Raw genomic sequence first — 22,750 nt, 5'->3', positions numbered from 1 at the left:
CCCCACCAGGATTCGAACCTGGGACCTTCCCCTTAGGAGGGAGTTATGGCCATATCCAGCCAGAAACATCCAGAACAAGCCATATCTTTTTATATCTATTGAATCAGTATCTTGAAGGTGTTTTTGAGTGTTCCGCTTGTGGCTAAAAGATGCCCGAGATATCCTGCAGATGTCACCTATTTGTCACCTATTTGTCACCTATAGCGGGGCCGCCTGGCATGGCAGACACTGCCCAGATGAAGCTGACCACCCGGGCGCTGGAGCGCTTGGCCAAGCATTCCCCGGCCAGTGATGTATGGGATACCGACCTGGCGGGCTTCCATCTTCGGCCCGGCAAGCGGGGCCTGACCTTCCGCCTCTACTACCGCACAAAGACTGGCCAGCGGCGCCTACTGACGCTTGGCAGATACGGGCCGCTGACCGCTGCCCAGGCCAGAACGCGTGCTACCGAGGCACTGGCCATCGTGGCTCAAGGTGGTGACCCGCGTGCTGTACTGGAAGAGGCCAAGGCCGAGGCCGTTCACCAGCAGCAGCAGACCCTACGCGCTTACCTGGCGGGCCCCTATGCCGCCTACCAGAGGCGCAAGAAGCGCGGCAAGGCGACAATCCAGAGCATCGAAAACCACTTTGCCGAATGGCTCGACGAGCCGATGGGCAGCCTGACCCAGGCCGATGTTGAACGATGGCAGGCCAGCAAGGAAGCCGAATTGCCGCCTCCTGCCTTCACGACCCTGACCCGGGCATATGGGGCGCTTGGCACTCTGCTGACACATGCTGCCGAGCGCAAGGTGATACCGGCCAACCCGCTGACTGGCGTCAAACTGCAGAAGCCCGCTACGAGTGAGGAGGAGATGGCCGAGCAAGCGTCGAAACGGCGCTACCTTGAGGGTCATGAGGTGGCAGCGCTGTTCGCCGCGCTGGACGCCTACCAGGAGGAGAAGCGAGAGCAGCGGCGCCAGAGTCGTGCCCATGGCAAGGCGTATCTGCCCGACCTGGATAGCGTGGCGTTCGTGGATCACGTCAAGCCGTGGGTACTGACCATGTATTACACCGGCTTCCGGCCGGGCGACCTGTTCGGCCTGCGCTGGGAACATGTCAACTTGACCTTCCGCACCATCCGCAAGGTGATCGAGAAGACCGCCCACCACCGGGGCGAGCCGATGACCTTCCCGCTTTCCACCGCCGCCGTGGACGTGCTCAAGGCGTGGCACCAGCAGCAGGGAGAGCCTGCCAATGGGTTGGTATTTCCCAGCCCGAAGACGGGCAAGCGGATGAGCGGGACCGCGATGCAAAAGCCATGGGCGCGAATCCGCCAACTGGCTAGCTTACCCGGCGGTCTACTGCTATACACCCTGCGCCACAACTTCGCCAGCCAGTTGGTAATGGCGGGTACCGACCTGCTGGCCGTGGCCAGGCTGATGGCGCACTCCGATATTCAGACCACCATTCAGCACTATGCTCACCTGCGCCCCGATCACACTCGCGACGCGGTTGAGGCATTTGCTCAGCAAACGTTCAGACAAGATATGGAAAAACCGGACGCATCAGACGAAGAGAGCGAGTCGCTGGGATTGGTTCGATAGGGCTGGCGCCAGTGGTGATAGCCTGCCCCGATAACTTGGCTTATGGTGGCTCCTGAATCTTTTGCAACTACACTGTGTTGACTATCCATTCCATATATAGTGAGCATTAAAAGGATCTGAAATGAGTATTCAGTCGCGGTTATACCGTCTTCAAAGCTGGCTAACATTAGAGGATGCGTCTTCATATTTGTCCATGTCATTAGCAGAAAATGTAAGGCCACAAGATATACTCCAGTTTGGGCTAGAAAATAGATTGACCTTGTCTGTGATGTTGGCGCCAGCAGGTGCAATTCAAGGAACAGTTGTAAGTGTTGATGGTGGCATGATGGATTTTTGTCCCCCCCGGGAAAGTTCCGGTTTTTTTAATAGTTAACTTCAGTGATATAGCAAAAAATGGAATTTATGTCCCTAAAAAGAATTCGGTTCATTTGTTTTCAGAATATCCTGAGTTAATAGAGCCTGTGAGAAAAGGTGAGCTCGTTGTAATGCCGGTTTCTTCACATATCAAAGGCGATGAAATAATAATTTGGAAAGATGAGGTGCTTCAAGTCGATGGTGTTTGGGATTTGCCAATGTTGGCCGCAGAAAAAGCTAGCGTTAAAAAACTTTATCAGAAGCTAATATCGGGTCCAAAAGATGTCCTGTGGGAGCTAGATGGTGCCTGGATTCAGCGTGATGGTATAATATATTGCTTGCAAGAAAAGAGCGTTATAACCTCGGAAGATTTCTCAATATTTCCTGTTGATTTTGTTGATTCAGATGCAGGGAAAAATGTATCGGATAGATGGCATCCAATGAGCAGGTTACCTGATGACAGCAAGGTTGTAATTCGCCGTCAAAATCTCGATGCATTCATCGAAAGCCTTGATTTAGAATCTTCCCATAAGCTCGCCGAAGGTGATGAGCTGAGAAACCTTGAGGCGTTCGGACTGTTGGTGGAGCTTTATGCCAGTAAACATGGCCCAGATTATCGTCACGGGATACGACCCAAGGCGTCTCGCATCGTCAAGGATATGTTGGATATTATGCCGAGCGACGTCACGAACATGGGTGACCGCAAGCTGAAAGAGCATGTTAGTGCTGCGGTCAAGGCATGGGAGTCCAAGAAGCGTCAATAGTCTGCAATCTGCAATCTGCATTTTGCACCTGCACCATGGCAGCCCCGGCTGTGGCCACCATCTAAACGTCAACCCGCAACCTAGAGACGCTTAGATGTCCATCAAGACGCAAATCCCCGGCGACATTCTCGCCAATGCCCTGGCCCGCTACCGTGACGGCTTAGACCCGGCATTGATTGAGTTGCCGGAGCAGGCCGTCTTCCCCGGCCTGATCCCCGCCCAACCCACCACCGCCCGTAAGGCGCGCTGTACCGGCACCCTGCTGGGTCGGCCTGGGCCACGCTTTGTTCGTCGTGGCCGCGCCATTCGTTACCGGCTCAAGGATGTACTCGAGTGGCTGGAGGCTGCAGAAAGCTTTGCCTCCACCGCAGAAGCAGGGAGGGCTATATCATGAGCTGGATTTCTTTATCCGATCGTATACTGATCAACCACCCAGACAGCGTCATCCAGCAGGCGGCCAGGGAGATATTCCTGAGAGGCAGGGATGGACAATATGTCGTGAGCTGCACTTATTGCCGCTGCGTCACTATCCCTACCCATTTCTACCAGGCCTCCTACTGGTGCCGGCGCAGTCGTATCAGGCGGGTCCTGGAATTGCTTCCTTTTCATGACACGTATGACAGCTCTAAGCCTGAACGGAGAGCGATCGCTGAGCGTTGCGCGCGACTGCCAGGTGATTGGCAATCCGCTTGTCGTCATGCGGTCCGCGAGGCAACTGGGAGAGTCCGATGACTTTTAGCTTCGCTAGCGCTGGTGACATGTTGGCCCACCTGAAGCCAATAGCCTGGCTGGTGCGGGGATTCGTGGAAGCTGATTCTCTGGCGCTTGTTTTTGGCGAGCCTGGTCACGGTAAGTCGTTTCTGGCCCTGGATTGGGCCGCCAGCGTGGCGACCGGTACCGCCTGGCATGGACATCAGACCCGGCAAGGCGCCGTGTTCGTGGTGGCTGGTGAAGGCCATAACGGTATTGCTCGCCGCCTGAAGGCATGGGAACTGGCAAGCAATGTGTCCCTGAAAGTGGCGCCGTTGTTCGTGTCCTATGTCGCCGCCAGCCTGGCTGATCGGGAAAGCGCGATTGAAGTCTTAGACGCCGTGGAAGCACGCGCCAAGTCCACCGGCCAGGCACCTGTCCTCATTGTGGTGGACACCTTATCCCGGAACCTCGGCACTGCTGACGAGAACAGCAGCAAGGACATGGCCGCTTTCATTCGCACCCTGGACGCGATGCGCCAGCGCTGGCAGGCGACAGTCTGCGTGGTACATCACAGCGGGAAGGACAGCGCCAGGGGCGCCAGAGGAAGCACTGTGCTGAAGGGCGCTGTGGATGCTGAATACCGTGTGGCCAAGGATGGAGCGGGCATCGTCTGCTTGGAGGCCACCAAGATGAAAGATGCCGACTTTCCGAAGCTGCAAGCCTTCAAGCTGGAAGGCGTGAAGCTGCCGCTGGTGGATGATGAAGGCAGGGACGTATGGGGCGCTGCCCTAGAAGCCGTGCGCGACTACCAGCCGACCGCCAGAGGGAAGGCGGGCAGGGGGAAAAATCAGACCAAGGCGCTGGCGGCTTTGCGATCCTTGTACCATGACCAGCGCGAACGTCTGGAGTACAGCGGTGGTGACCCCGAAGAAGCCAAGGTAAATATTGATGACTGGCGAGACGAACTGGCCGGTGAAGGCTTCAACCGCCGGCGTTTCTCTGAAGTGAAGAAAAGCCTGGTTAGCGCGGGAAAGGTGCGGTTGGTGCCGCCCTATGTGCAATTGGTGGAATGAAAGCGTGTCCGGTTTGCGTCCGGTTTGCGTCCGATTCTGTCACGTACTGTCCGTGTCCGTCCGTCCGGTTTTCTATAACCGGGCGGACGGCTGTTTCGGACAGTCGCTACCAAGGTCAACACCTCCCGATCCAGGAGGAAGCATTGCTGATTTACCTCGCCACAAGATGACATCCACTCTCTGGGCCGGGAGGCTTAGACACACGCCGCACCGGCTAACCTCACCATCGCTGATTGCTTCGAGCATCCGGGTAGCACCCAGGCAGTGCACCAGCATACCGAGTCGCTGGTGTGGCAGGCCATCACCCAGGATGAGGCTCGCGACAGCCTCAGCGAGTCCCTCAGCTGGATATCTCAAGTCCGTGTATCCAGAGTGCCATGGCCAGCCGTTCAGCGAATTTCACCAGTTTGTACAATACTTAGCCTTGGCGTTTCCGGAATTACTCTCAGCGGGAGGGATAATGGAAGTCGGCAAGGTAAAGGTTTCCTATGAGGGAAAGACGCGAATCCAGGCTTCGAAGATTGGTAGCCGCGAGCAAATGGGCGCAAATGCTCATCGTTATTCGGTGGCTCATCGGGATGGGTGGCAAGCTTCGATCGGCGTCATGGATTTCGCTGATAGCCAAGATGTACGCTGCCTCGAGGTGGGGAAGGGGGCGCCGGAAGCTGTCTATCGATTGCTGCACGGCTTGAGGATGAGTATCTCGGATGGCCCTTCAGCCGGAGAGCAGTGGGTGGAGTTGAGTCAGGCCCGTATCGATCCTGAGGTGGTGCCGCCCTGGTCAAACCTCAAGAAGGCGACATCGAGTCAACTGGATGATGGTGCCGATGCTGACGTTGAAGATGTGGTAATCGAGGCCGGAGGTGAGTCCGGAACCCGCGAGGATCTTCTGGGCGATGAGAGCCGGCGTCGTGGATATCTGTGCTGTGTGTTTCGGCAGGGAGAATTGCTACCACCGGTCACCAGTTATGTCCTGACCCGCCTACTGCCATTGGCCAATGGCTATACGGGATGACCTCCGTATAACCGAGCTTAGGCCCACTCACACAGCGCCGTCTGGATGAACCGCTCTTCTTTGCCGTTGGTGCGTGGGCTGTACGGCTTGGTCCGGCGGTGTTTCAGCCTCAGCCGCCGACACAGGCCCTGATGGGTATTCATCCGGGCTTCCTGGAGGTTGGTTTGGTTCATACCCCCCAGTTTTCCGGGTAGGCTCCGGATGAACAACCTACCGAGAGATCACAACCAGACACTTTGTGTCAGGTTGATTGCCATCCTCTGTGAGGAAGGTTGGGCGAGGGCCTGGATCACCTTGGACAGGGCTATTGAATTAAAAAGCCACTTGGCTTGCCGCTACTGGTGATGAACAGCCGTTCGATGGCTCTGGTGGCGGCAACATGCAGCAGAGCCCGCTCATTGATGTCGCGATTCTTTCTCTCGACCGGGTCCTCGGTGCGTGAGGCGGATTTGGCCGGTACCACGCCGTCGTTGACGCAGACGATATACATCACGCGGAATTCTAGTCCCTTGACACGGTGCAGGGTTGCGAGCCGTATGCCAGGTTGTTCCGGGTCGTCAGCTTCGTTGCGCGATAGGGGCCGTGTCGTCACGCCACGAGCTGCTAGGGCATTGGCTACCTGGTCCAGGAGGCGTTGAGTGCGTGCTGTCACACAGCAATCGGCACTGCGGCTTTCCTGGTGTTCTCTTCCATCATGAGGGGCTTTTCCCTCGTGATCCGTAATTAGGGACTTCAGTCGTAGAGCCAGGGCATCCATCTCGGCGTCGAAATCTGCGTAGTGCGTGACCTCTGGTGCTTGGCCCTGAAGTAGCGAGAGATAATCATCCTGGCCGTCACTCCCCTCGTCGAGATCATCGATCTCCTGGCCTTCCAGCAGTGCCACGGCAAAGCGCCGGGTCTGCTCGGTAGTGCGATAGTTGATGCGAAGCTTCTTGCCGCGCCCGCGGATGTTGATGCCACAGCGTGACAGGGCCGCCCGCCTTCCGTAGATACGCTGGTGGCCATCCCCGACGATGAACAGGTCGTTCTCGCCCTCAGGGACCAGATGGCGCAATAGCGACAGGGTCTCGGTGCCGAAGTCCTGAGCCTCATCGACGATGATATGGGCGAAGCGTGATTTAAGTTCACCACGTTCGTCCATGGCAATCGCCTCGAACACACCATCCTCGAAGGGGCGCAGCCTGGCGTGGCTGAGCTGGCTGCGCATTTCCTCGAACACTGGCCACAGAGCGGCTCGCTGGCGGCGATTGAGCGCCACGCCACGTCCGGTGCGCGAGGCACGGAAATAGTCCTGTCGCGTCAGCACATGCTGGGGCAGCACCACCTGTTTCCACTCTTCCCAGTAGAAGGAGGCAGGCAGATCGGGGTCCATCGGGCACATCTGGAGCGCCAGGTCCCAGATATCGCGGTATGCCTTCTGGCTGTCATAGATCAGGCGCGGTGCCCCCGGTTGCCGGACCAGCCGCGATACCAGCCGGTCGATATTGATCACTTCGATACGTGCCAATTCATCGGTATCACACAGCTGATGCAGATGCTGCTCGATATCGGTGGCCAGGTTGCGTGTAAAAGTGGTCATCAGAACCCGGCGATCGTCTCGGCTGTCCAGCTGTTCGATCAACCGCCGTGCCAGCCAGCGGGCGCGATGCATGGCCACCACCGTCTTGCCGGTACCGGCGCCGCCGAGCACACGCACTGCACCGTTCCAGTCACGCTCCACCAGCCGACGCTGGGAAGGGTGCAGGAAGACGCGCCAATGGGCCAAGGGCGCCTGGAGCATCCGCTCGAGCTCGCGTTCCTCCTCGACGACCCGGAAGCGACGCTGACTGTCGGGCCGCTTGAGGGCGGCAGCGAAGTCCTCGCGATCGATCGCCTGAGGTTGGTCGGGTACGCCATAGGTCTCCAGCACTACGTCAAGTGGCTCCCCTTGTGAGAGGAACGTCAGGGCTTCCAGAGCTTCCTCCGGCAGGTTAGAAGCGAGAGCGCGCAGTTCGGCCTCGTTGGTCAGTGCATTGATCCACGCCACCATTGATTCCGGTACCCCCAGTCGCAGCAGCTCCCTGTCGCGTATCGAGAACAGCGGCTGGCTTTTTGTCGCGGCCACTTCTTCCGAGGAAGGCGTTGCTTCAGATGTCTTTTGCGTCGTGGGTTCCGGGGACTGCTCGGTGCTGGAAGCGAGGATCTGCAGGCTGCCGGTCTGTGGATGGATGTCGATCTGGTGGCGACTGGCCCAGGTGTAGGCATCATCATGCTTGTCGACCCACATCAGTACGTAGACATTGCCATGCTTGGGCTTGAGCACAATCGCGCGGTATTCGTCATCGACGCGGATCGATCGCAGGTTGGGGTCCGGGGTTGCCAGCGTTTCGTAGTTGAGCCCCGGAGAGCGAGGGTTCTCACGAAACTTGGTGACCATGGCCATGACCTTGCCCTGCTTGCGCCGGGGTATGCGCGCATAGGCCTCTAGAAATTCCTGGGACAGGGCGACGGTGATTTCGCTCATGATGTGCTCCTCAACCAGTCCGCCAGCCGTTCGATGGCGTCGTCGTCATGGGTGGTGATGAGCCGCCAGTCCGCCAGTTGTTCACGCCAGCCGGCTGGCTGGTCGTCCTAGATGACCACGGCGACACAGTCTTTCTCCCAGGCCAATTCCAGGGTAATGCTGGCTTCCCCGTTGGCATCCAGTATATCCAGCCCCGGCGTGGGTGCTGGCAGTCCGCGTTCACCAAGCGCCAGGATCCACTCGGGTGGCAGCAGGGTTAGCTCGTCATCGACCAGTGCCTGCCAGTCTAGCTCGGGCGTTCCTTCGGATGCCGTGGCGGGCTCGTCACGGGCAAGTTGCAGCGGACATTTGGCCACGGCATCTGTCACCAGATGGTTGGCCACACCGCGCATCGAGCATAGCGAGAAGCGCGGCAGGAACTGCAACAGGTTGGCAGCATGCCAGAAGGTGCGCCAGCGTGCCTCGCCCTCGGAGCTCTGCGGAAGGTGGCGGTCATCCAGGCTCAGGTGCAGCTGCAGCTCGCGGGTCAGGCGACGGGCATCCTTCAGGGCCTCCGCCGCGATGCTGACCGCCACCTCGGTGCCTGGCATGCCCCCATGTTCGGCACCGTTGCCCAGGGCATCCATGGCCCCGCCGAGCAGTTGTCGAGAGCCTCTCTCGCCAGTGGGATCGGCGAGCAGTTCATGACGAATGCCGGGGGGAGCCCTTTCAGCCAGTTGCTGATCCATGGCCTGACATAACGTCGGCTCTTTCAGCGTGCGCTGGTCCAGCCATTGGAAGGCCTGGCCCATGACCGACTCTGCGAGTCTCCGGGCGGTCTCCTTGGGTGCGCGCAGGTAATGGAGCAGCCAGGTCACCGAGCTCACTTGGAGATCCTTCAGGCCATCGTGACGGCTGGTCATGCCCAGCTTGTCGGCCAGTCCGTCATAGGCCTGCCCGAGGTGATGGGGGGCATGACGGGACCATAGTGACCCTGTCAGTGGCTCATCGTTGAGGTCTCGCCAGCCCAAGGTCCAGACATGAAATTGGCCGGAGGCCAGTACCGCCTGGCGCTTGGCTGTGTCGCCGTCGAGTTGATCATGATGGTACTGGAAGCCGTCGAGATAGAGTGCGATGGGGCGTACACCGCGGTTGTCCTCCGCGGCGGGCCAGAGCACGAAATCCGGTCGAGTGGCTCTTTCCACATGTTCCGTGGGGCCCAGGGTGCGTTGAGGCTCGATACGCCAGCTGGTCAGACGTTCCTCGCCTGTTCGGAGTGTCAGCCGCCAACCGGGGTTGTCGTCAACCAACTCGGGTACCAGACGGATGCCCGGCGCCAATGTCGGCAGGCGGTCGATGAAGCGTTGCTCCAGCTCGCTTTCTACCAGGGCATTCAGGTCGATCTGTTCGAGTCCTTCGACCTCCACCAGGATGTCTTGGCGATCGAGGATTCGGCCGAGCAGGTCGCGAGCCAAGCGTCGCGAGATCTTTGCCATATGCCGGCTCTCGCGATAGGCCAGCAGGCAGCGATAGCAGCCATCCAGATCGGAGTCATCCTGGCAGCGGCAGGCATCCAGCTTGGCATGGGCCTTTTCCAGCATGCTGAGCAGGGTTTTGGGTGACTGCATCAACTCCTTCAAGTAGCCGGTGCCACCGGGCACGCTGTCGTAGATCACCAGATAGTGGCGCGAGGGGCCGTTCATGTCGCCGGGTGTCTGTTGCTCTGTGATGCGCAAGTGATCGACGCTGCCACGGAAGTGTGCCTTTAGGCCCATATGCAACGCGGAAATCAGTGAGTGGCGCGCCGTGTCGGAGATCGCCACATCCGAGAGCGGCAGCAAGAGTCGCAGGGCCTCGGAGGCGAGTTCGCGGTAGAGGAAAAGGCTGTCGAAAAAGTCGTTTTCCTGTTCGACGGCATCACGGCCGGCCAGCTTGCAGAAGCGCTGATGGCGCTCGAAGGCCTTCATCTGGGCGCGCTGCACCTTGCCGCAATGCTTGCAGACACGAAAGCCGCTACGTGGGCGTTCCTCGCCGGCCACGGACAGCGACGGCGCCTGGTCGTCATGGCGGCCGAAATTGATCTCTAGGAAGCGTGCCTGGGGCACATACTCGAAGCCAAAGGGGCACTCCGGGTCATCGATGCGGTAGGCGAAGCGTGCGCTTCCCGGAGCGATGTCGGTCAGCATCTGGCGGGTATAAAAAGACGGCTCCCGCTGTTCGCTGTCATCGCCGATGCGGCTGTCGCGGTCACGTACATTCGCGGTGACCTCGCGAAGGCGCAGGAGGGAGCGCTTTTGAGCTCCATCGCCCCACTGGGGGCTGCCGCAGCGCGGGCAGGCGCCGTGGATATCTCCCTTGCCCAGGTTCTCGCTGAAATGGCAATGGTTGCACAGCCGCCACTGCTCCACATCGTTCAGCCGCAGGTTTACCTGGTCGATCTTCAGCGCGCGGCCCACCGCGTAGAAGGTGTTCTCCGGGGCCAGCTCTACCAGCGCGCTCTGTGCCGGGCGCTGAAAGTCGTAGCTGACGATCTCATAGGGCTTGGCAGCGGTTTTCTCGCCTTCCTTGCCGTTGGCCTGTGCGCGTTGTGCCTTGCTGACCGAGCGCACTACCACGCCGTTCAGGGTCACGCCTTCCTCCGGGAAGGCATAGTTGGGCAACAGCCCCTCGTCGGTGAAGAAGTTCAGGGTTTGCTGTTGCCCCAGTCGTTTCGACAACTGCATCAATGCCTGGCGTTCGGTGGTGATGGCGGCGATGGCCTCACGATTGGCCTCATCGTCGGGCTCCTTGCGGCAACGCTCCAGCTGGTTCTTGTAATCGCGGATGGTGGCTTGCCAGCTCTGACGCTGGTTTGCCTTGTGCAATAGACGGTTGGTGATGCGGTATTCGAGGCTGCGGCTATCCTCGGCATTCCCTTGCAGATAGACCCTGAGGTGCTCGATGGCGTCCTCGCCGAGCGCTGGAAAAAGCGCGCAGAAGCCCTCGAGCAGGGGCCGGCGTCGCTCTCGGATGAATGCCAGCAATGGGTACGGGAAGCCGGTGCGGGCATCGCGCAAGACGTTGTCGAGTACCTGCGAGAGGCGGCTCGGCAACATGGTTTCTTCCAGCGTGCCGGAATTCGCCGCCTCGGCAACCCAGTGGTCGAAGGCATAGGCCAGCAGCTGGCGCTCCAGTACGGCGGTGGCCTGCAGGAAGACGCCGGGAGTCTGCACGTTGCCTGCCATCATTTCGCCGGGCTCGGCATAGAAGTAGAGATCGTGGGGCGCCGCGTTGGCGATGGTCACGTTGAGGGCATTGCCGTCGCGACGGCCGGCCCGGCCGATGCGTTGCAGATAGTTCGCCTGAGCCGGTGGGGTGGAGCAGAGCAATACCGAGGAGAGGTCGCCGATATCGATACCCATCTCCAGGGTCGGAGTCGCCGAAAGCAGGTTGATATCCCAGGGGCGGTCGCCGTTGATGAAGGAGTGCTCGACCCGTGCACGGGTGTCGGCATCGAGTAGCCCGGTATGCTCGTGGCTGACTACCCGGGTCGGGTTGCTGCGCGAAGGCGCGATCTCCCAGCGTGGGGATTCAGCCAGTGCCAGCTGGCCCCGGCAATAGGGCTGCAGGCAAGGCATCTGCTGCCAGAGCATCACTTGAGTGGCGGGTACCTGATGTCGCTGGCCGCAGCCCGAGCAGCGCAATGCCAGCAACTGGGAAACGGCCCGCCAGTGAGGGCGCGTCAGGCCCCACACCCTGTGCTGGCGGAGCTGGGCTATCGGGCGCACCAGTCCCTCTCGCTCCAGCGCCCGCAGCGCCAGCTGATAGGCCTGGGTGATATCCCCAGCCAGGGCCTGGTCGGCCTCCAGCAGCTTAAGGAACCAGGCTGCGTACCAGTTCTGTTTCGATCCCGTCACGCTGTCGAATGTCTTCGCGGTCGGTTCCAGGGTCAGGAAGGCCGGGGGTGCCGAGCGCGGACCGTAGTTGGGCAGGAAGGGCCGGCTGCGGAAGAACCAGGTCTGACCGCCTTCCTTGACGTAGTCCGTGACCTCGGGGTGATCGAAGGCGCCGCGAATGCGCATGCGATGGAGCATGCCCAGCAGGAAGCGTCGGGCCTGCAGGGAGTCGACCGTACCGATCCCCGGCAACTCTTCCGACCAGTCACCGGCCAGGCGCTCGGAGGCCGCCTCGAGCAGCGCCGGATCGAGCGCCAGGCTGGCCCGGCCCTGGCGTTCCAGCGTGCGACCGATCTGGCTGCGCAGGCCAAGCTCGGTATGCACCTCCCAGTCCAGCCGCTTGGCGACAAGTTCGGGCAGGTCGCTGCCCGCGGGCAGGCTACCCTCGGCCTGAAGGATATCGGCGTCCTTGAGCCAGGCCATGTTGGGGGCGAGCCAGCGGCCGACGAAATCCGCATCGCTGCCGGCATTGCGGTGCATGGCGGAGGCGAACTCATGGCCCAACTGATCCAGCGACAGCCCCTGACCATCAGCAGACAACCAGCCATCTAGCGCCTGGCGCAGGGCCTGGCGCCAGGTGCGCGCCTCGAAGAAGCCCGCCCGGTGGGCGGCATCCTGCACGCTGTCCGAGAAGGCGATGGCCTTGCGGTCGTCGTTGTAGGGTGACTGGTAGAGCCGGCCCAGCAGCGTGCTGGAGAGCGACGCCGCTCTAAAGCCGAGGATCGAGAGCCCGCCCCGTGCGCGGCACCAAGGGCAGTGGTCAGTGCTGGCGACAAGCCTTTCCTGGCGTCGCTCCTGCAGGCCGGGCTGCCAGACCTTCAACAGTGCCGCGGATTCGCAGCCGGCACACTGGCTCCGGGCTTTGCCGTTGTGCAACGATCCGCAGCTACTGCACAGCTGCTTGATCTGTCCCGCACGATCCTCGGGCGGCTTGGCGTCATCGGCCAGCGGGTAGAGCAGACACAGATCCGGCCCCTGCTGGAAGTAGACCCGATAGAAGGCCGCCAGATCACGAGAGACATGAGGATCATCCTCTTGTTTCAGGGTGCCCCAGGCCGCCGCATGGCAGTCGCGGCAATGCACCAGTGGAAGGCGCAGGGGGGCGTCACTTCCTGCCAGTCCGGCGGGCCGCCCGCCGGCCGGCTTTCCCTGAGGATCATCATCGGCGTGGGTGAGATCTGGGGTCTCGGCCACATTGGCCACCATGCGACTCAGTTCGCGTAGCCATAGCTGCAAGCGGACTGTAAGAAGCGGCACCAGTATCCGCGAGCCATCATCGCGCTTTACGACCTCGCGGGCTGCCGAGACCAGCGCCAGCAGGCTGTGAAGAAGTACCTCGGGCTCCTCTGTCAGTCGTCGATCGCGTTTCCAGCGCGCCAGCAGTTCGCTCAGGTCGGTGACGCCCTGGCTGTCACGCAGCAGGCGATGGAAGGCATCGTGGCGCTTGAGATCAACGCCAAGGGCCACGCATGCTTCCCCATGGTCAGGATGGGATGCACTGCCCAGCGCTGCTGGATCGGTAGTCGGTTCGGCATCGTGGACGCTGAACCACTGTCGGAATGCGGTCGCCAGATAAGTGTCGGGTCGATCATAACGCTGGGGGTCGAGCTGGCGCCGCTCGGCCAGGCTCTCGGGCCAGGTGTGGAAGGCCGGGCCGCCGAGTTTGCTTTCGGCTTCGGCCAGGTATTCCTCCGGCGAGAGGCGATCTTCCAGAATCAGGCTGTCGGTTTCGAAGGCGGTGGCGAAGATCTCGCCGGCATAGTCCCGCAGTTGTTCGGATGCGCTGGCATCACCGATGGTCGCCGAGGTCCCCACGCAGGCCAGCGCCTGTCCGGCCTGAAGGCGTTCGCGCAGCCGACGGATCAGGCACGCCAGGTCGGTGCCCTGGGCGCCGTCGAAAGTGTGCAACTCGTCCACTACCAGGTAGCGCAGGGTGCCGGGCGCATTGTAGCGCCATAGCGGTTGGTCCTTCGGCCGCATCAGCAGGAAGTCCAGCATCTTGTAGTTGGTCAGCAGGATATCCGGTGGGTGCTCCCGTAGGGTTTCCTTGTCGGTAATCACACCCTCCGGGGTCATGGTCTTCCCCGGCACCGCCTGGTCGTCGCCGGTGAACAGCCCAACGGTCAGCTTGCCTTCCAGCTTGTGGATTTCCCTGGCGAAGCGGCGCGCCTGGTCACTGGCCAAGGCATTCATGGGGTAGATGATCAACGCCTTGATGCCACGCTTTTCCGTGACGGCCGGGTCATGTCGCAGGGCGGCACAGTGGTCCAGAATCGGCAGCAGGAAGCATTCCGTCTTGCCCGAACCGGTACCGGTGGCCACCAGGGTCGAGCGCTTGTCGACGCCGCACAGCCGTTCGAAGGCGCGCTGCTGATGGCAGTAGGGCGCTAACCCGGGGTCGAGATGGCGAAAGGGCGGGGGCTGATCATCACGGCGGAAAGGCAGGCCCAGCGACAGATACGGCCCCTTGATCAGCTTGCCCGGCGTGGCCAGGAAACGTTCGATCAGCGCCGTCTCACCATGCTCCCCGTCTCCGCGGAACATCGCCGTGGAGATCGGAAAGGCTGCGCGTAGATAATCATGCAGGCTCAGTTGCAGTTCATGGGCGACGATACTCGGCAGCATGCAGGCTCCTTTGGCATTCCCTCGCGCGGACGCAAGCCTGAAGCCAAGTTAACAAAAACCGCAGAGAGGTGCCCGCTTCTGGCTGGCGATCACATGGCGCGCTTGCGACATCGTCCGCTGAACCTGTAATTCGTATGATGGAGTTCGCCGCGAGCCAGGCAGCGCCTTAAAGGAAAACCGGTAATTCGTATATTGCATCACCCTGCTGACCGAGGCCTTGCCCGGCTTGCAGGCCATCTACCTGTTCGTCAGCCAGGCGACAGGAGACGCACGGGCTGGACGCTGCCAATGGGGATTCATTCCGCTACTGGAAACAGTCGCGGATCGAGCGGAAACGCGAAGTGGGTCAGCTCGACCCGGGTCGCGTCAGATGAAGGAGGTTGAAGAGGTAGTTGCAATTATGGGTAACGGTCACGCTCGGCACCTGCATCAAAAGGGTCTAAGCCTCCTTCAGCCAGGTATCCCCGAGGCGATGAGCCTATAGCGCTGTTGCTCAAGGAGTTCATCGATAGCAATGAAGCCCGGCGTAGTGGCGATGGCATCCAGGGCGCTGATGTCGCCCAGCGCTTTCCTCGGTTTCTGCAACCATTGAGCAGCCTTCTCCTGGCTGCCGAAGACCTCCTCGGTGAGCAGGATGATATTGCTGGCGCGATACAGGCGATCGCCTTGTTCTGCCTAGAGCGCCTCGCCCCGCGAGCGACGATGGCTCAAGGTGCGTGGCTTGATGATGCCCAGGCGAATGACGTCCACCCCATGCTGGGACAGGCGGTCTAGCGCCGCCAGGGGCACACCTTGGCGGATCAGGTCATCGGCCCGGGCGCCACGACGCCCGCTCATCAGCTGGTTAACAGCGTTTTCTTCTTCGATATTGAGCGCTTCCAAGGCCAACTCCTGGGATTCAAGCAATACGCCTTTAAGACTGCGGCAGATTGCCGATCCTTCCAAGGCCGCCGAGTCAGGGTGGCCGATCAGGGATTGATCGGAACATTGACATACTGGATCGGATTGCTGCTGCCCTGCGAGAAGTAACCGGTCACGTCGATACCCAGATAGCGTGACCGTATCATCTCTTCAGCCTGTTCACCGGTGAATTCCCAGCGGCCTTGGATGGCGACATCTACCGGCACACGCGTGTGATAGAGCGTGGTGCCGGCCGGATGCCAGGCATGCACACGATAGACTTCGCGAATGACCCCCGACGCCACCGCGAAGACCAGTTCGACCTGTTCGCGGCGCTCGCCGATCTTCCAGACGCCACGGGTGGCCTCGTAGAGCGCTGCTGTGGAGATCCCCCCATGCCAACTGCGCGAGATACGGATGAGAAGCGAGGGTTCGGCAATGTGCATCAGAAAAAATCATCCAAGAAATTCCTTGATCCTTATACTAGGCTGTCTGCTTAGGTATTAAAAATGATTTTCGAGGCTGCCTTATGACGAGCGGAAATGAAGCAGGTGTTATTAGGGTTACTGGAACAGCACACCTTGATGCGAAGCCGGATAAGGTGATAATAAGCGCGGCATTCTGGGAGTCTGTTTCGAGCGGAAAAGGTAAGTTTAACAAAAGTCCGAAACCAAAAGATCTTCAGAGTTCGAAAAAGGATTTAGAGAACAGGATCCTGAATCTTGCTGCATATCTAGATGAAGTCGGGATAGGGAAGGGTGTGTTGAAGACAGGTACGTTTAGGGTTGAACGTGTGAAGGCAGATCCAGGAATTGGTGGAATAAAAGAAGAAGAGGTCTATTTAACACGAGTATTGCGAACTGTCAGCTTGGTAAGTCATGATGTTGACGATATTTCATCGGTATTAAATGCTTTGACGACTCAAGGAGTGAATATTATTCAAGGTGTTCATTATCAGCTCGAAAATCCAGAGTCACTTCAGACTGAAGCAGTGAAAAAAGCGACCAGTAATGCTAAAGAAAAGGCTCAGGGTATGGCAGAGGCGCTTGGTGTCTCGTTGCTAAGCTTGGTCGAGGTCAGGGAGGATGCTGCCCGGCACCGACTCCAATCTGATTTTAATGATCATAAATTAAAAAGTAGAGCCTTTTCAGGTATGGCGTTGTATAGAAAATCTTCCGAAGAGCCTGAGGAGGGTTATCATAATCCTGACACGATAAATGTAAGTGCCAGTGTAGATGCCGTTTGGCAGGTGGGGTGATTAGAAATAACAGGTGATATTTCATGGATTTATCAATCATCTTTGCTATTACAGTATGGGCATTATTTCTCATCTTGCTTTTCAAGAACTGGGGAAATATTTTCCATAGAGGAAGTGGCGATGCGACCAAGGTGACATCGCCACTTAAGCCGACGTCAGCCCCCAAGCCGACGTCAGCCCCGAAGCCGACGCCAGCCCCCAAGCCGACCCCAGCATCTAGCTCGACGCCAGCACCGAAGCCGACCAAAGCACTGAAGCCGTCGGCAGCCCCGAAACCGACACCAGCACCAAAACCTGTCCAGGCAAAGATAGGTAGGACGTCTATTCTATTTTTTGATGTTGAAACCACGGGGCTGAGTGCCAAGTCAGATCGTATTGTTCAAATCGCTTGGGCTCTCACGGATGTTAATGGGAATTTATTGGATGAACAGAGCCATATAATCTATCCATCTGGTTTCAAGATACCAGCTCATGTGGCAAGAATCCATGGGATTACTACGGAAATAGCAAGGCGTGAGGGAGTTGAAATAGCAGGTGTTCTTGATGAATTCGAAAGAGCAGCAATGGGATCAAAACTTGCTGTAGCACACAATATAAAATTTGATGATAACTTTGTTAAGGAGGAATTCAAAAGGAATGGTAAGCCTCATCCTTTAATTGGGATAGATTCTTGCTGTACCATGCGGTCATCGACCGAGCTTTGCAAGTTACCTGTCAAGGGAAACAGGAGTGGATATAAATGGCCCAAGCTCGAGGAATTGCATATGTTCCTGTTTGCGAAATCAATGCAGAATGCACACGATGCAAAGGCCGATGTTGATGCATGCAGAAGATGTTATTATGAGCTGAAAAATAGAAAGGTTATTTAATTTAAATTTTCAGAATTAGTATAAATGAAGAAAAATAATGTTAAATTCGAGGCCACAATTAAATCTGAGCATGCTAGGGCCTTAAGTTTTACATGTTCTTGAAGCTTGAATATTTAGTTCGAGCCAATAAAAAGGTTTTTTTCGTTAATTAATTTAAAAACGAGAAGCCAAGATATTATGCATTGCATAATACCGTTACGCCGGATTATCGATTGTATCTTAAAAGCTCTCGACTGTATGCTCTGTTCCTGTGGGCTGGATTTGAATTCAGTCAGTTAATCAATCTGACGTTTAAGTTTTTGCGGGCTATCCAGGCACTGAGATACGCTGAATACTCGCCATCCCTGCACTCGGGCTTGATTGGCGTCATCGGGACCAATCGCGACGCCCACACGCCTTTCAGGCCATGCCAACTCTAGGTTGGCGACGATTGCCTTGCGTTCATCCTGAACGTCCAGGCCCACCTCCGGCAATGGTGCTTTGAGCGTCTTGAGATGGTGCAGCAGACCATTGAGGCCGGGGTCAGCCAAGTCGAAAACCTCTTGCCAGTCGGCAGTATCTGCGCATTTCTGCTCGCGGCGGAGGTGTGCAATGGTATGGCGGTCATCATGAGTAACCACCATGTGATCATGGCCAGGTTGCTTGCTATGGCAATCCGCACAGAGCGCCCTGAGGTTATGGTCGGAATTGTCATCGCGAACTCCGTTGAGGTGGTGGGTGTGCAACAGGTGGCGATGGCCTTGGAGCGTTACACTGCAGCTTTCGCAGGTGTAATCTTTTGAAGCCCTATAAGCCCTCGAAAGCTCCGGCCAGTCTCGGGTATAGCCTTTCTCCTCATGGGTCCGCGGTTCAGTGGCCGGATGCTCGCTGAAGAAAGACTCGTAATATTGAAAGAACTCACGGAATGAAAAGTTGGCAAACACCGCCTTGTTACCAGGATTGCTGTAACCCTTGTAGTTGAGCTTTTTCAGGCATAGCATGCAGACTCGCAGCGGCACCTTGACCTCATACGACGGCTTTTCACGAGAGTATATGCGAAACTCTCCATGTTGGTCCTGAGTGGCAATGTAGCGTTCAAACCGGCCGCTTTGTTTCATTTCCTCCAGTTTTTGGCAGAAGGCAACATGTACCCGGTTTCCATTAAGTGCATCGACTTGTGCCTCTTCGAAACGGTTCTGAGGGTGACCCGGCATATAAAGCAGAATCTGCTGGCCCTTGTATGCCAGAAGATTACCAGTCTTTTCTATTTCATCGAACTCTCCCTTGGTGATTTCCTCGCCACCTGGTTCGAATACAGGTGGGGCCTCGGTTGGGGAGGGAGTTCCAGTAACGGGTGGTGAAAGCGAGTTTGTGAGATCCAAGTCGACTGGCAGCGGTGGCCCCATGCGACTTACAGCCGCACGCAAGGTGCTTAAGTCAATCTCGAGCTTCATGAATCTGCCTCGGATAGAATTTCTCTGATCTGGCTTTCGGCATTGGTCAAGATGCGAAAGCTCACCCGGCGCGAGCGCTCGTGGTCTTCCTGTCCGGAATCATCCAGCACAAGATGTGAGGAAGAGAAGCCCACTGCGGCGGTGGTCTGTTTCACCCAGTTCTTTTGCGACTGTGTCTCAGGAAGTTGATACAGATAGCTCAGTACCGAGCGAGTTCGGTCCTGAGAAAGTTGCATATTGAGGAAGTAGGCTTCGTCCTCGCCCACGCCGCTGTTCCAACGGCTGGAGGTGTGGCCCTCGATACGGATCTCGTCGATGGCTTCCCGAAAGGGCGTGAGTACCTCGAGATAACGGGGATAGAAGTCGTCTAGTATGCCCTCGAAGCGCTGGCGAAGCTGAGCCGATCCGGTGGCAAAAAGCACATCCGGTGACTGGAAGGTCAGCGCCAGGGTATCGGAATCAATCTCGGCCTTCCAGGTTTCTAGGTCATCGGAGAATTCATCCATCAAGGCCTGATAGATCGCGACCTGGGTTTCCTGATAAGCCTCGGCTACCTGGGTGACGCGATCACGCTGATCCAAGGCATGACGCATCAAGGCAATCGAGATCAGTAGGAATACCATCATCAACCCGGCCATCAGATCGGAGACGCTCAGCCAATGGTGCTCTTCCTCGTTACCGGCGGAGCTGCCACGACCGAAAATAGTGTTCAGGCGGCTCATGAGTATGATCCGTTATTACCGGACTGCACTACCTTATGCATCTCATTGGTGAGTTGCTGATAGTCTTGGGTGAAGCGACCCGTAATCTGGGCCAATTGGTTGCCCATCTGTGTTAGAGACCGGGAAAGCTCTTCCTGCATGCCTTGGTCAAGAGCACCGACCTGATCGCTAACGGATTTTCCGGTGCTTTGCACCACTTCCTTGAGCACTCCATTCAGTTGTTGTTGAGCCGCGCTAAGCTCGCGCTGATATCGTTCGCTGGCCGCCTCGAGCGCCTGGCGGTGCTGGCTCTGAACGCTTTCAAGCAGCTCACGAGACTGACCATGCGCCTGACGTAGCTGGCTCTGGGTCTCCTCGCCAGCCTCGCCAAGGGTTTTCGTTAGCTGCTCGCTATGATGTGTGAGATGCGTAGTCATGTCGGCGATACGAGTGTTGAGATCTTTATAAGCATCTTCCAGATTCTTTGCGATCTTGTCGGATTGGTCAGAAAGATGATCCGAGGTACCCTGCAGAGATTCGTGGACGCGATTGTACCGATCATTGAGACCACTGGCGCCCTCGATCATTTCCTTGTTGATGTTCGCACTTCCCTGGAGAAGTTCATCCTTCATGCTGGCACTGCCTGTCATCAGTTCCTGTGCAGCACTCTGGGCGGCCTGATTGATCTCGGTGACGGTCTCCTCGACCTGGCGCCGAATCTCCGGCACGGCTTCAACGGCTCGGTCACGCATGTCCTTGAAGGCGCCTAAGTGTGACTCGAGGTCATCTAGTTGACGCTGGGTAGCGGTGAGCAGGGTTTCGAGACCGCTCATAGTCTCTGGAATCGCCGTGGCCTTGTCGCTGATTGCAGCAACGCTGGCCTCTGTCTGGGCAATAGCGGTGACGCCCTGGGCATACTGGTCGCGCATCTCGCCCAGCTGTTGGCGGTAGTTCTCCTGCCACTCGACCAGCGACTTAACCGAGGCATCCAGAGCCTTGAAGTTTTCGCCGAATTGCTCGGTCAGCTGGTTATTAAAGTCCTGGATGACCTCTTTGAGGGCATTGATTACCTGTTCTGTAGCAGATTTTGACATCATTTCCGCGAAATCATTCATCTGTGTCGAGAGTTCACGTGTGAAGGTGTCGAAGCGCTCGCGCTGGATTTCGGCGGTCTGACCCAGCGATTCAGCAGCATCTGCCTGGCGGCTGGTTTCCTTGGCAAGCGCCTTGTGGTTGTCGTCTTGATGCTGTCGAAGCAGACGAATCTGTCCCGTCAGGGTATCGCTGTCATCTCCGGCAATTGCCTGATGCAGACTAGCGATATTTTCGTTCTGTTCTTGTAGCAGCTGGTGGATATGCTCCGGCCCTATCTCGTCCGGACCGCTGGCAAAATTCGCCTTCGGCTGCACCCAGGGGAGGCCAGTGATGACCTTGTAGGCTATGGTCATGGCCATGCCGAAAAGGCTGGTCATGAACGCAGTTTGCAGACCGCCGAGTAGCAGGCTGATACTTCCATCGATATTATCCGTATCAAAGTGCAAGAGGCCGATAACGATCCCGACGAAGGTGCCCAACATCCCCAGCGAGGTGAGCAGGTTGGGTGTGTAGTGCGTCAGGCTTCTGAGCTTGTCCGTCTTGTAGCAGACCAGCGCAATGGCAAAGAAACCTGCGATAAGGCCGAAAAATATGCTGGTAACTGCGCCGGCATCGGCGGCAGATAGGTAGGTTTCCAATCCGCTTGGACCGCGCAAAAGTGCGGTAAAAAAATCCATACTTCAGCTCCCTTTAGGCCCTTGTGGCCATTTTATATATTGCGATGTTTTTCAATGTTCCTGATGCGAGCCTTTAATGTTTCAGAGCTGCCTGGTTGCCAAGATTTTTTTGATCCTGAATTCAGGTGGCTTATGCATTTTTTTATGAAGCTTTCCCATGTGTCAGGTGTTTTAACAGTTCATCGGAAAACCTAGTGTAAATTTCTACTGTTTCTTCCATTTCGGTTAACATGTCCTGTTGTAAGCCAGGCTTTCTTGCCCTGTAAAGGGTTGCCCAAAGATTTTTTTTCATTGCTGCTCTTATAAATGCCGGTAGCTTATTAACTTTATTATTTTTAATTTTTGCTCTGCAAACAAGGCTTCCATCCCAAAGCCAGATATCTACATGTCCTTGTTTATTTTTTAGTGAGGACTTCATTATTTTCGTGCCGTTTCTGTAAAAGGCAGAATGAGTAAAGGAGCCATGTGTCGGTTGGTACGATATTTCAGACAATATCGTGCCGTCGTTTCTCCAGTATCTTGATGTGCCGATTAATTCTCCATGTGAAAATGAAATTTCTTTTTCCTTTGTGCCGTTTTCATGCCAGAATTCGGACGTTCCATGTTTTTTTCCATCATAAAGTTGTTCCTTATATTCTTTCTCTCCAGAAGGGTAGTTGCTGATAATTTTCTCGTGTCTCTTTTCCTGAAGATTAGCTATTCTTTTTGTAATGCTGTTGAGTTTTTCAAGTGATTTTTGATGAGCGAACTCATGTTCCTTGGATTGAGTTATTTTTAGCAAGTTCTCAAGGTCTTTTTTTATACTTTCAAGTCTGCGTATCTCAGTGACTGCCAGTTTGAATGTGTGAGAAGTAAGATCCTGCTCTTTATTTTTTACCCTTTGTTCTATTTCGCTTATACTGGAGAGTTCTATGTCGTTTTTTAGTAACTTATTTTTTCTTACGTATTGGTCTTTCTCATAACCCAATGTTTTTGCGATAATTTCGTCATATTTTTTTGATAGTGCTTGTCTTTTTTCGCTAGTTGCTATTAGGTCGTCGGAATTGCCGATCAGGCGGTTTATTTCATTCTCCAAGCTTGAGGCTTGGGTTTTCAGGAGGAGCAGTTCTGAACTTTTTTGTACTCCATCTGCCAGCTCATCCAGAAGCTCAACTCCATTGCTGATGGCTTTAGCTGTCGAGACGGTAACATTTTTTATATTGCCAAAAAATGACATATTTCGTCCTTGATTGTGAGGTTTATTTGGCAAAAATCTGAGAGTCTATTTTCATTCAGAAAATCTCGAAGACGAAG

At 56.7% G+C, this 22,750-nt stretch carries 16 protein-coding genes and 1 pseudogene; 7 read left to right on the top strand and 10 right to left on the bottom strand.

Annotated features, from left to right (window positions below; all coding sequences use genetic code 11):
• Window positions 1–236: 236 nt before the first annotated feature.
• The 5 genes from ABE960_RS00690 (at window position 237) to ABE960_RS00670 (ending at window position 5,482) form a co-directional block, all read left to right on the top strand.
• Window positions 237–1,583 (top strand): site-specific integrase, encoded by a 1,347-nt coding sequence (locus ABE960_RS00690; protein ID WP_349760295.1) that lies wholly within the window; start codon window positions 237–239, stop codon window positions 1,581–1,583.
• 485 nt (window positions 1,584–2,068) lie between these two features.
• The gene (locus tag ABE960_RS00685; RefSeq protein ID WP_349760294.1) at window positions 2,069–2,701 is read left to right on the top strand and encodes a hypothetical protein; all 633 of its coding nucleotides are present in this window, start codon (window positions 2,069–2,071) and stop codon (window positions 2,699–2,701) included.
• Between the two features lie 94 nt (window positions 2,702–2,795).
• A complete protein-coding gene (locus tag ABE960_RS00680) occupies window positions 2,796–3,095 on the top strand; it encodes a hypothetical protein (protein ID WP_349760293.1) in 300 nt (99 codons plus the stop codon).
• A gap of 334 nt (window positions 3,096–3,429) precedes the next feature.
• A complete protein-coding gene (locus tag ABE960_RS00675) occupies window positions 3,430–4,467 on the top strand; it encodes a helicase RepA family protein (protein ID WP_349760292.1) in 1,038 nt (345 codons plus the stop codon).
• Window positions 4,468–4,927: 460 nt separating this feature from the next.
• On the top strand, window positions 4,928–5,482 hold the full coding sequence (locus ABE960_RS00670; protein WP_349760291.1) for a hypothetical protein: 555 nt from the start codon (window positions 4,928–4,930) through the stop codon (window positions 5,480–5,482).
• A 20-nt stretch (window positions 5,483–5,502) separates the two neighbouring features.
• Here the strand turns inward: ABE960_RS00670 and ABE960_RS00665 are convergent.
• From ABE960_RS00665 to ABE960_RS00645, 6 genes and pseudogenes are all read right to left on the bottom strand, one after another.
• Window positions 5,503–5,604 (bottom strand): annotated as a pseudogene (locus tag ABE960_RS00665) (IS481 family transposase); the annotation flags it as partial.
• Between the two features lie 182 nt (window positions 5,605–5,786).
• Window positions 5,787–7,985 carry a UvrD-helicase domain-containing protein gene (locus ABE960_RS00660; protein WP_349760290.1) on the bottom strand — a complete coding sequence of 733 codons (2,199 nt, stop codon included), beginning with the start codon at window positions 7,983–7,985 and terminating at the stop codon, window positions 5,787–5,789.
• A gap of 107 nt (window positions 7,986–8,092) precedes the next feature.
• Entirely contained in the window at window positions 8,093–14,524 is a 6,432-nt protein-coding gene (locus ABE960_RS00655) for a DEAD/DEAH box helicase (RefSeq protein WP_349760289.1), read from the bottom strand.
• Between the two features lie 450 nt (window positions 14,525–14,974).
• On the bottom strand, window positions 14,975–15,157 hold the full coding sequence (locus tag ABE960_RS14825) for an MbcA/ParS/Xre antitoxin family protein (RefSeq protein ID WP_432765327.1): 183 nt from the start codon (window positions 15,155–15,157) through the stop codon (window positions 14,975–14,977).
• A 42-nt stretch (window positions 15,158–15,199) separates the two neighbouring features.
• Complete coding sequence (locus ABE960_RS00650) at window positions 15,200–15,406, bottom strand: hypothetical protein (RefSeq protein ID WP_349760288.1); 207 nt, start codon at window positions 15,404–15,406, stop codon at window positions 15,200–15,202.
• Between the two features lie 86 nt (window positions 15,407–15,492).
• Window positions 15,493–15,870, bottom strand: coding sequence for a hypothetical protein (locus ABE960_RS00645; RefSeq protein WP_349760287.1), 378 nt, complete (start codon window positions 15,868–15,870; stop codon window positions 15,493–15,495).
• Between the two features lie 83 nt (window positions 15,871–15,953).
• Between ABE960_RS00645 and ABE960_RS00640 the strand changes: the two genes are divergently transcribed.
• On the top strand, window positions 15,954–16,682 hold the full coding sequence (locus ABE960_RS00640) for an SIMPL domain-containing protein (RefSeq protein WP_349760286.1): 729 nt from the start codon (window positions 15,954–15,956) through the stop codon (window positions 16,680–16,682).
• 23 nt (window positions 16,683–16,705) lie between these two features.
• Entirely contained in the window at window positions 16,706–17,551 is an 846-nt protein-coding gene (locus tag ABE960_RS00635) for a 3'-5' exonuclease (protein ID WP_349760285.1), read from the top strand.
• A gap of 275 nt (window positions 17,552–17,826) precedes the next feature.
• Here ABE960_RS00635 and ABE960_RS00630 read toward each other — a convergent pair whose 3' ends face one another.
• The 4 genes from ABE960_RS00630 to ABE960_RS00615 all read right to left on the bottom strand — a co-directional run bounded on the left by ABE960_RS00630 (window position 17,827) and on the right by ABE960_RS00615 (window position 22,673).
• Window positions 17,827–18,984 (bottom strand): hypothetical protein, encoded by a 1,158-nt coding sequence (locus ABE960_RS00630; RefSeq protein ID WP_349760284.1) that lies wholly within the window; start codon window positions 18,982–18,984, stop codon window positions 17,827–17,829.
• The gene (locus tag ABE960_RS00625) at window positions 18,981–19,706 is read right to left on the bottom strand and encodes an OmpA/MotB family protein (RefSeq protein WP_349760283.1); all 726 of its coding nucleotides are present in this window, start codon (window positions 19,704–19,706) and stop codon (window positions 18,981–18,983) included. The genes ABE960_RS00630 and ABE960_RS00625 overlap by 4 nt, the downstream gene beginning before the upstream one ends.
• Window positions 19,703–21,457, bottom strand: a complete 1,755-nt coding sequence (locus ABE960_RS00620) for a hypothetical protein (protein WP_349760282.1) — start codon at window positions 21,455–21,457, stop codon at window positions 19,703–19,705. The genes ABE960_RS00625 and ABE960_RS00620 overlap by 4 nt, the downstream gene beginning before the upstream one ends.
• Window positions 21,458–21,599: 142 nt before the next feature.
• Window positions 21,600–22,673: a hypothetical protein gene (locus tag ABE960_RS00615; RefSeq protein ID WP_349760281.1), complete on the bottom strand. Its 1,074-nt coding sequence runs from the start codon at window positions 22,671–22,673 to the stop codon at window positions 21,600–21,602.
• Window positions 22,674–22,750: the final 77 nt, after the last annotated feature.

This window comes from Halomonas aquatica (genome assembly GCF_040196335.1).
Classification (GTDB): domain Bacteria; phylum Pseudomonadota; class Gammaproteobacteria; order Pseudomonadales; family Halomonadaceae; genus Halomonas; species Halomonas aquatica.
This window is presented reverse-complemented; position numbering and strand designations above follow the sequence as displayed.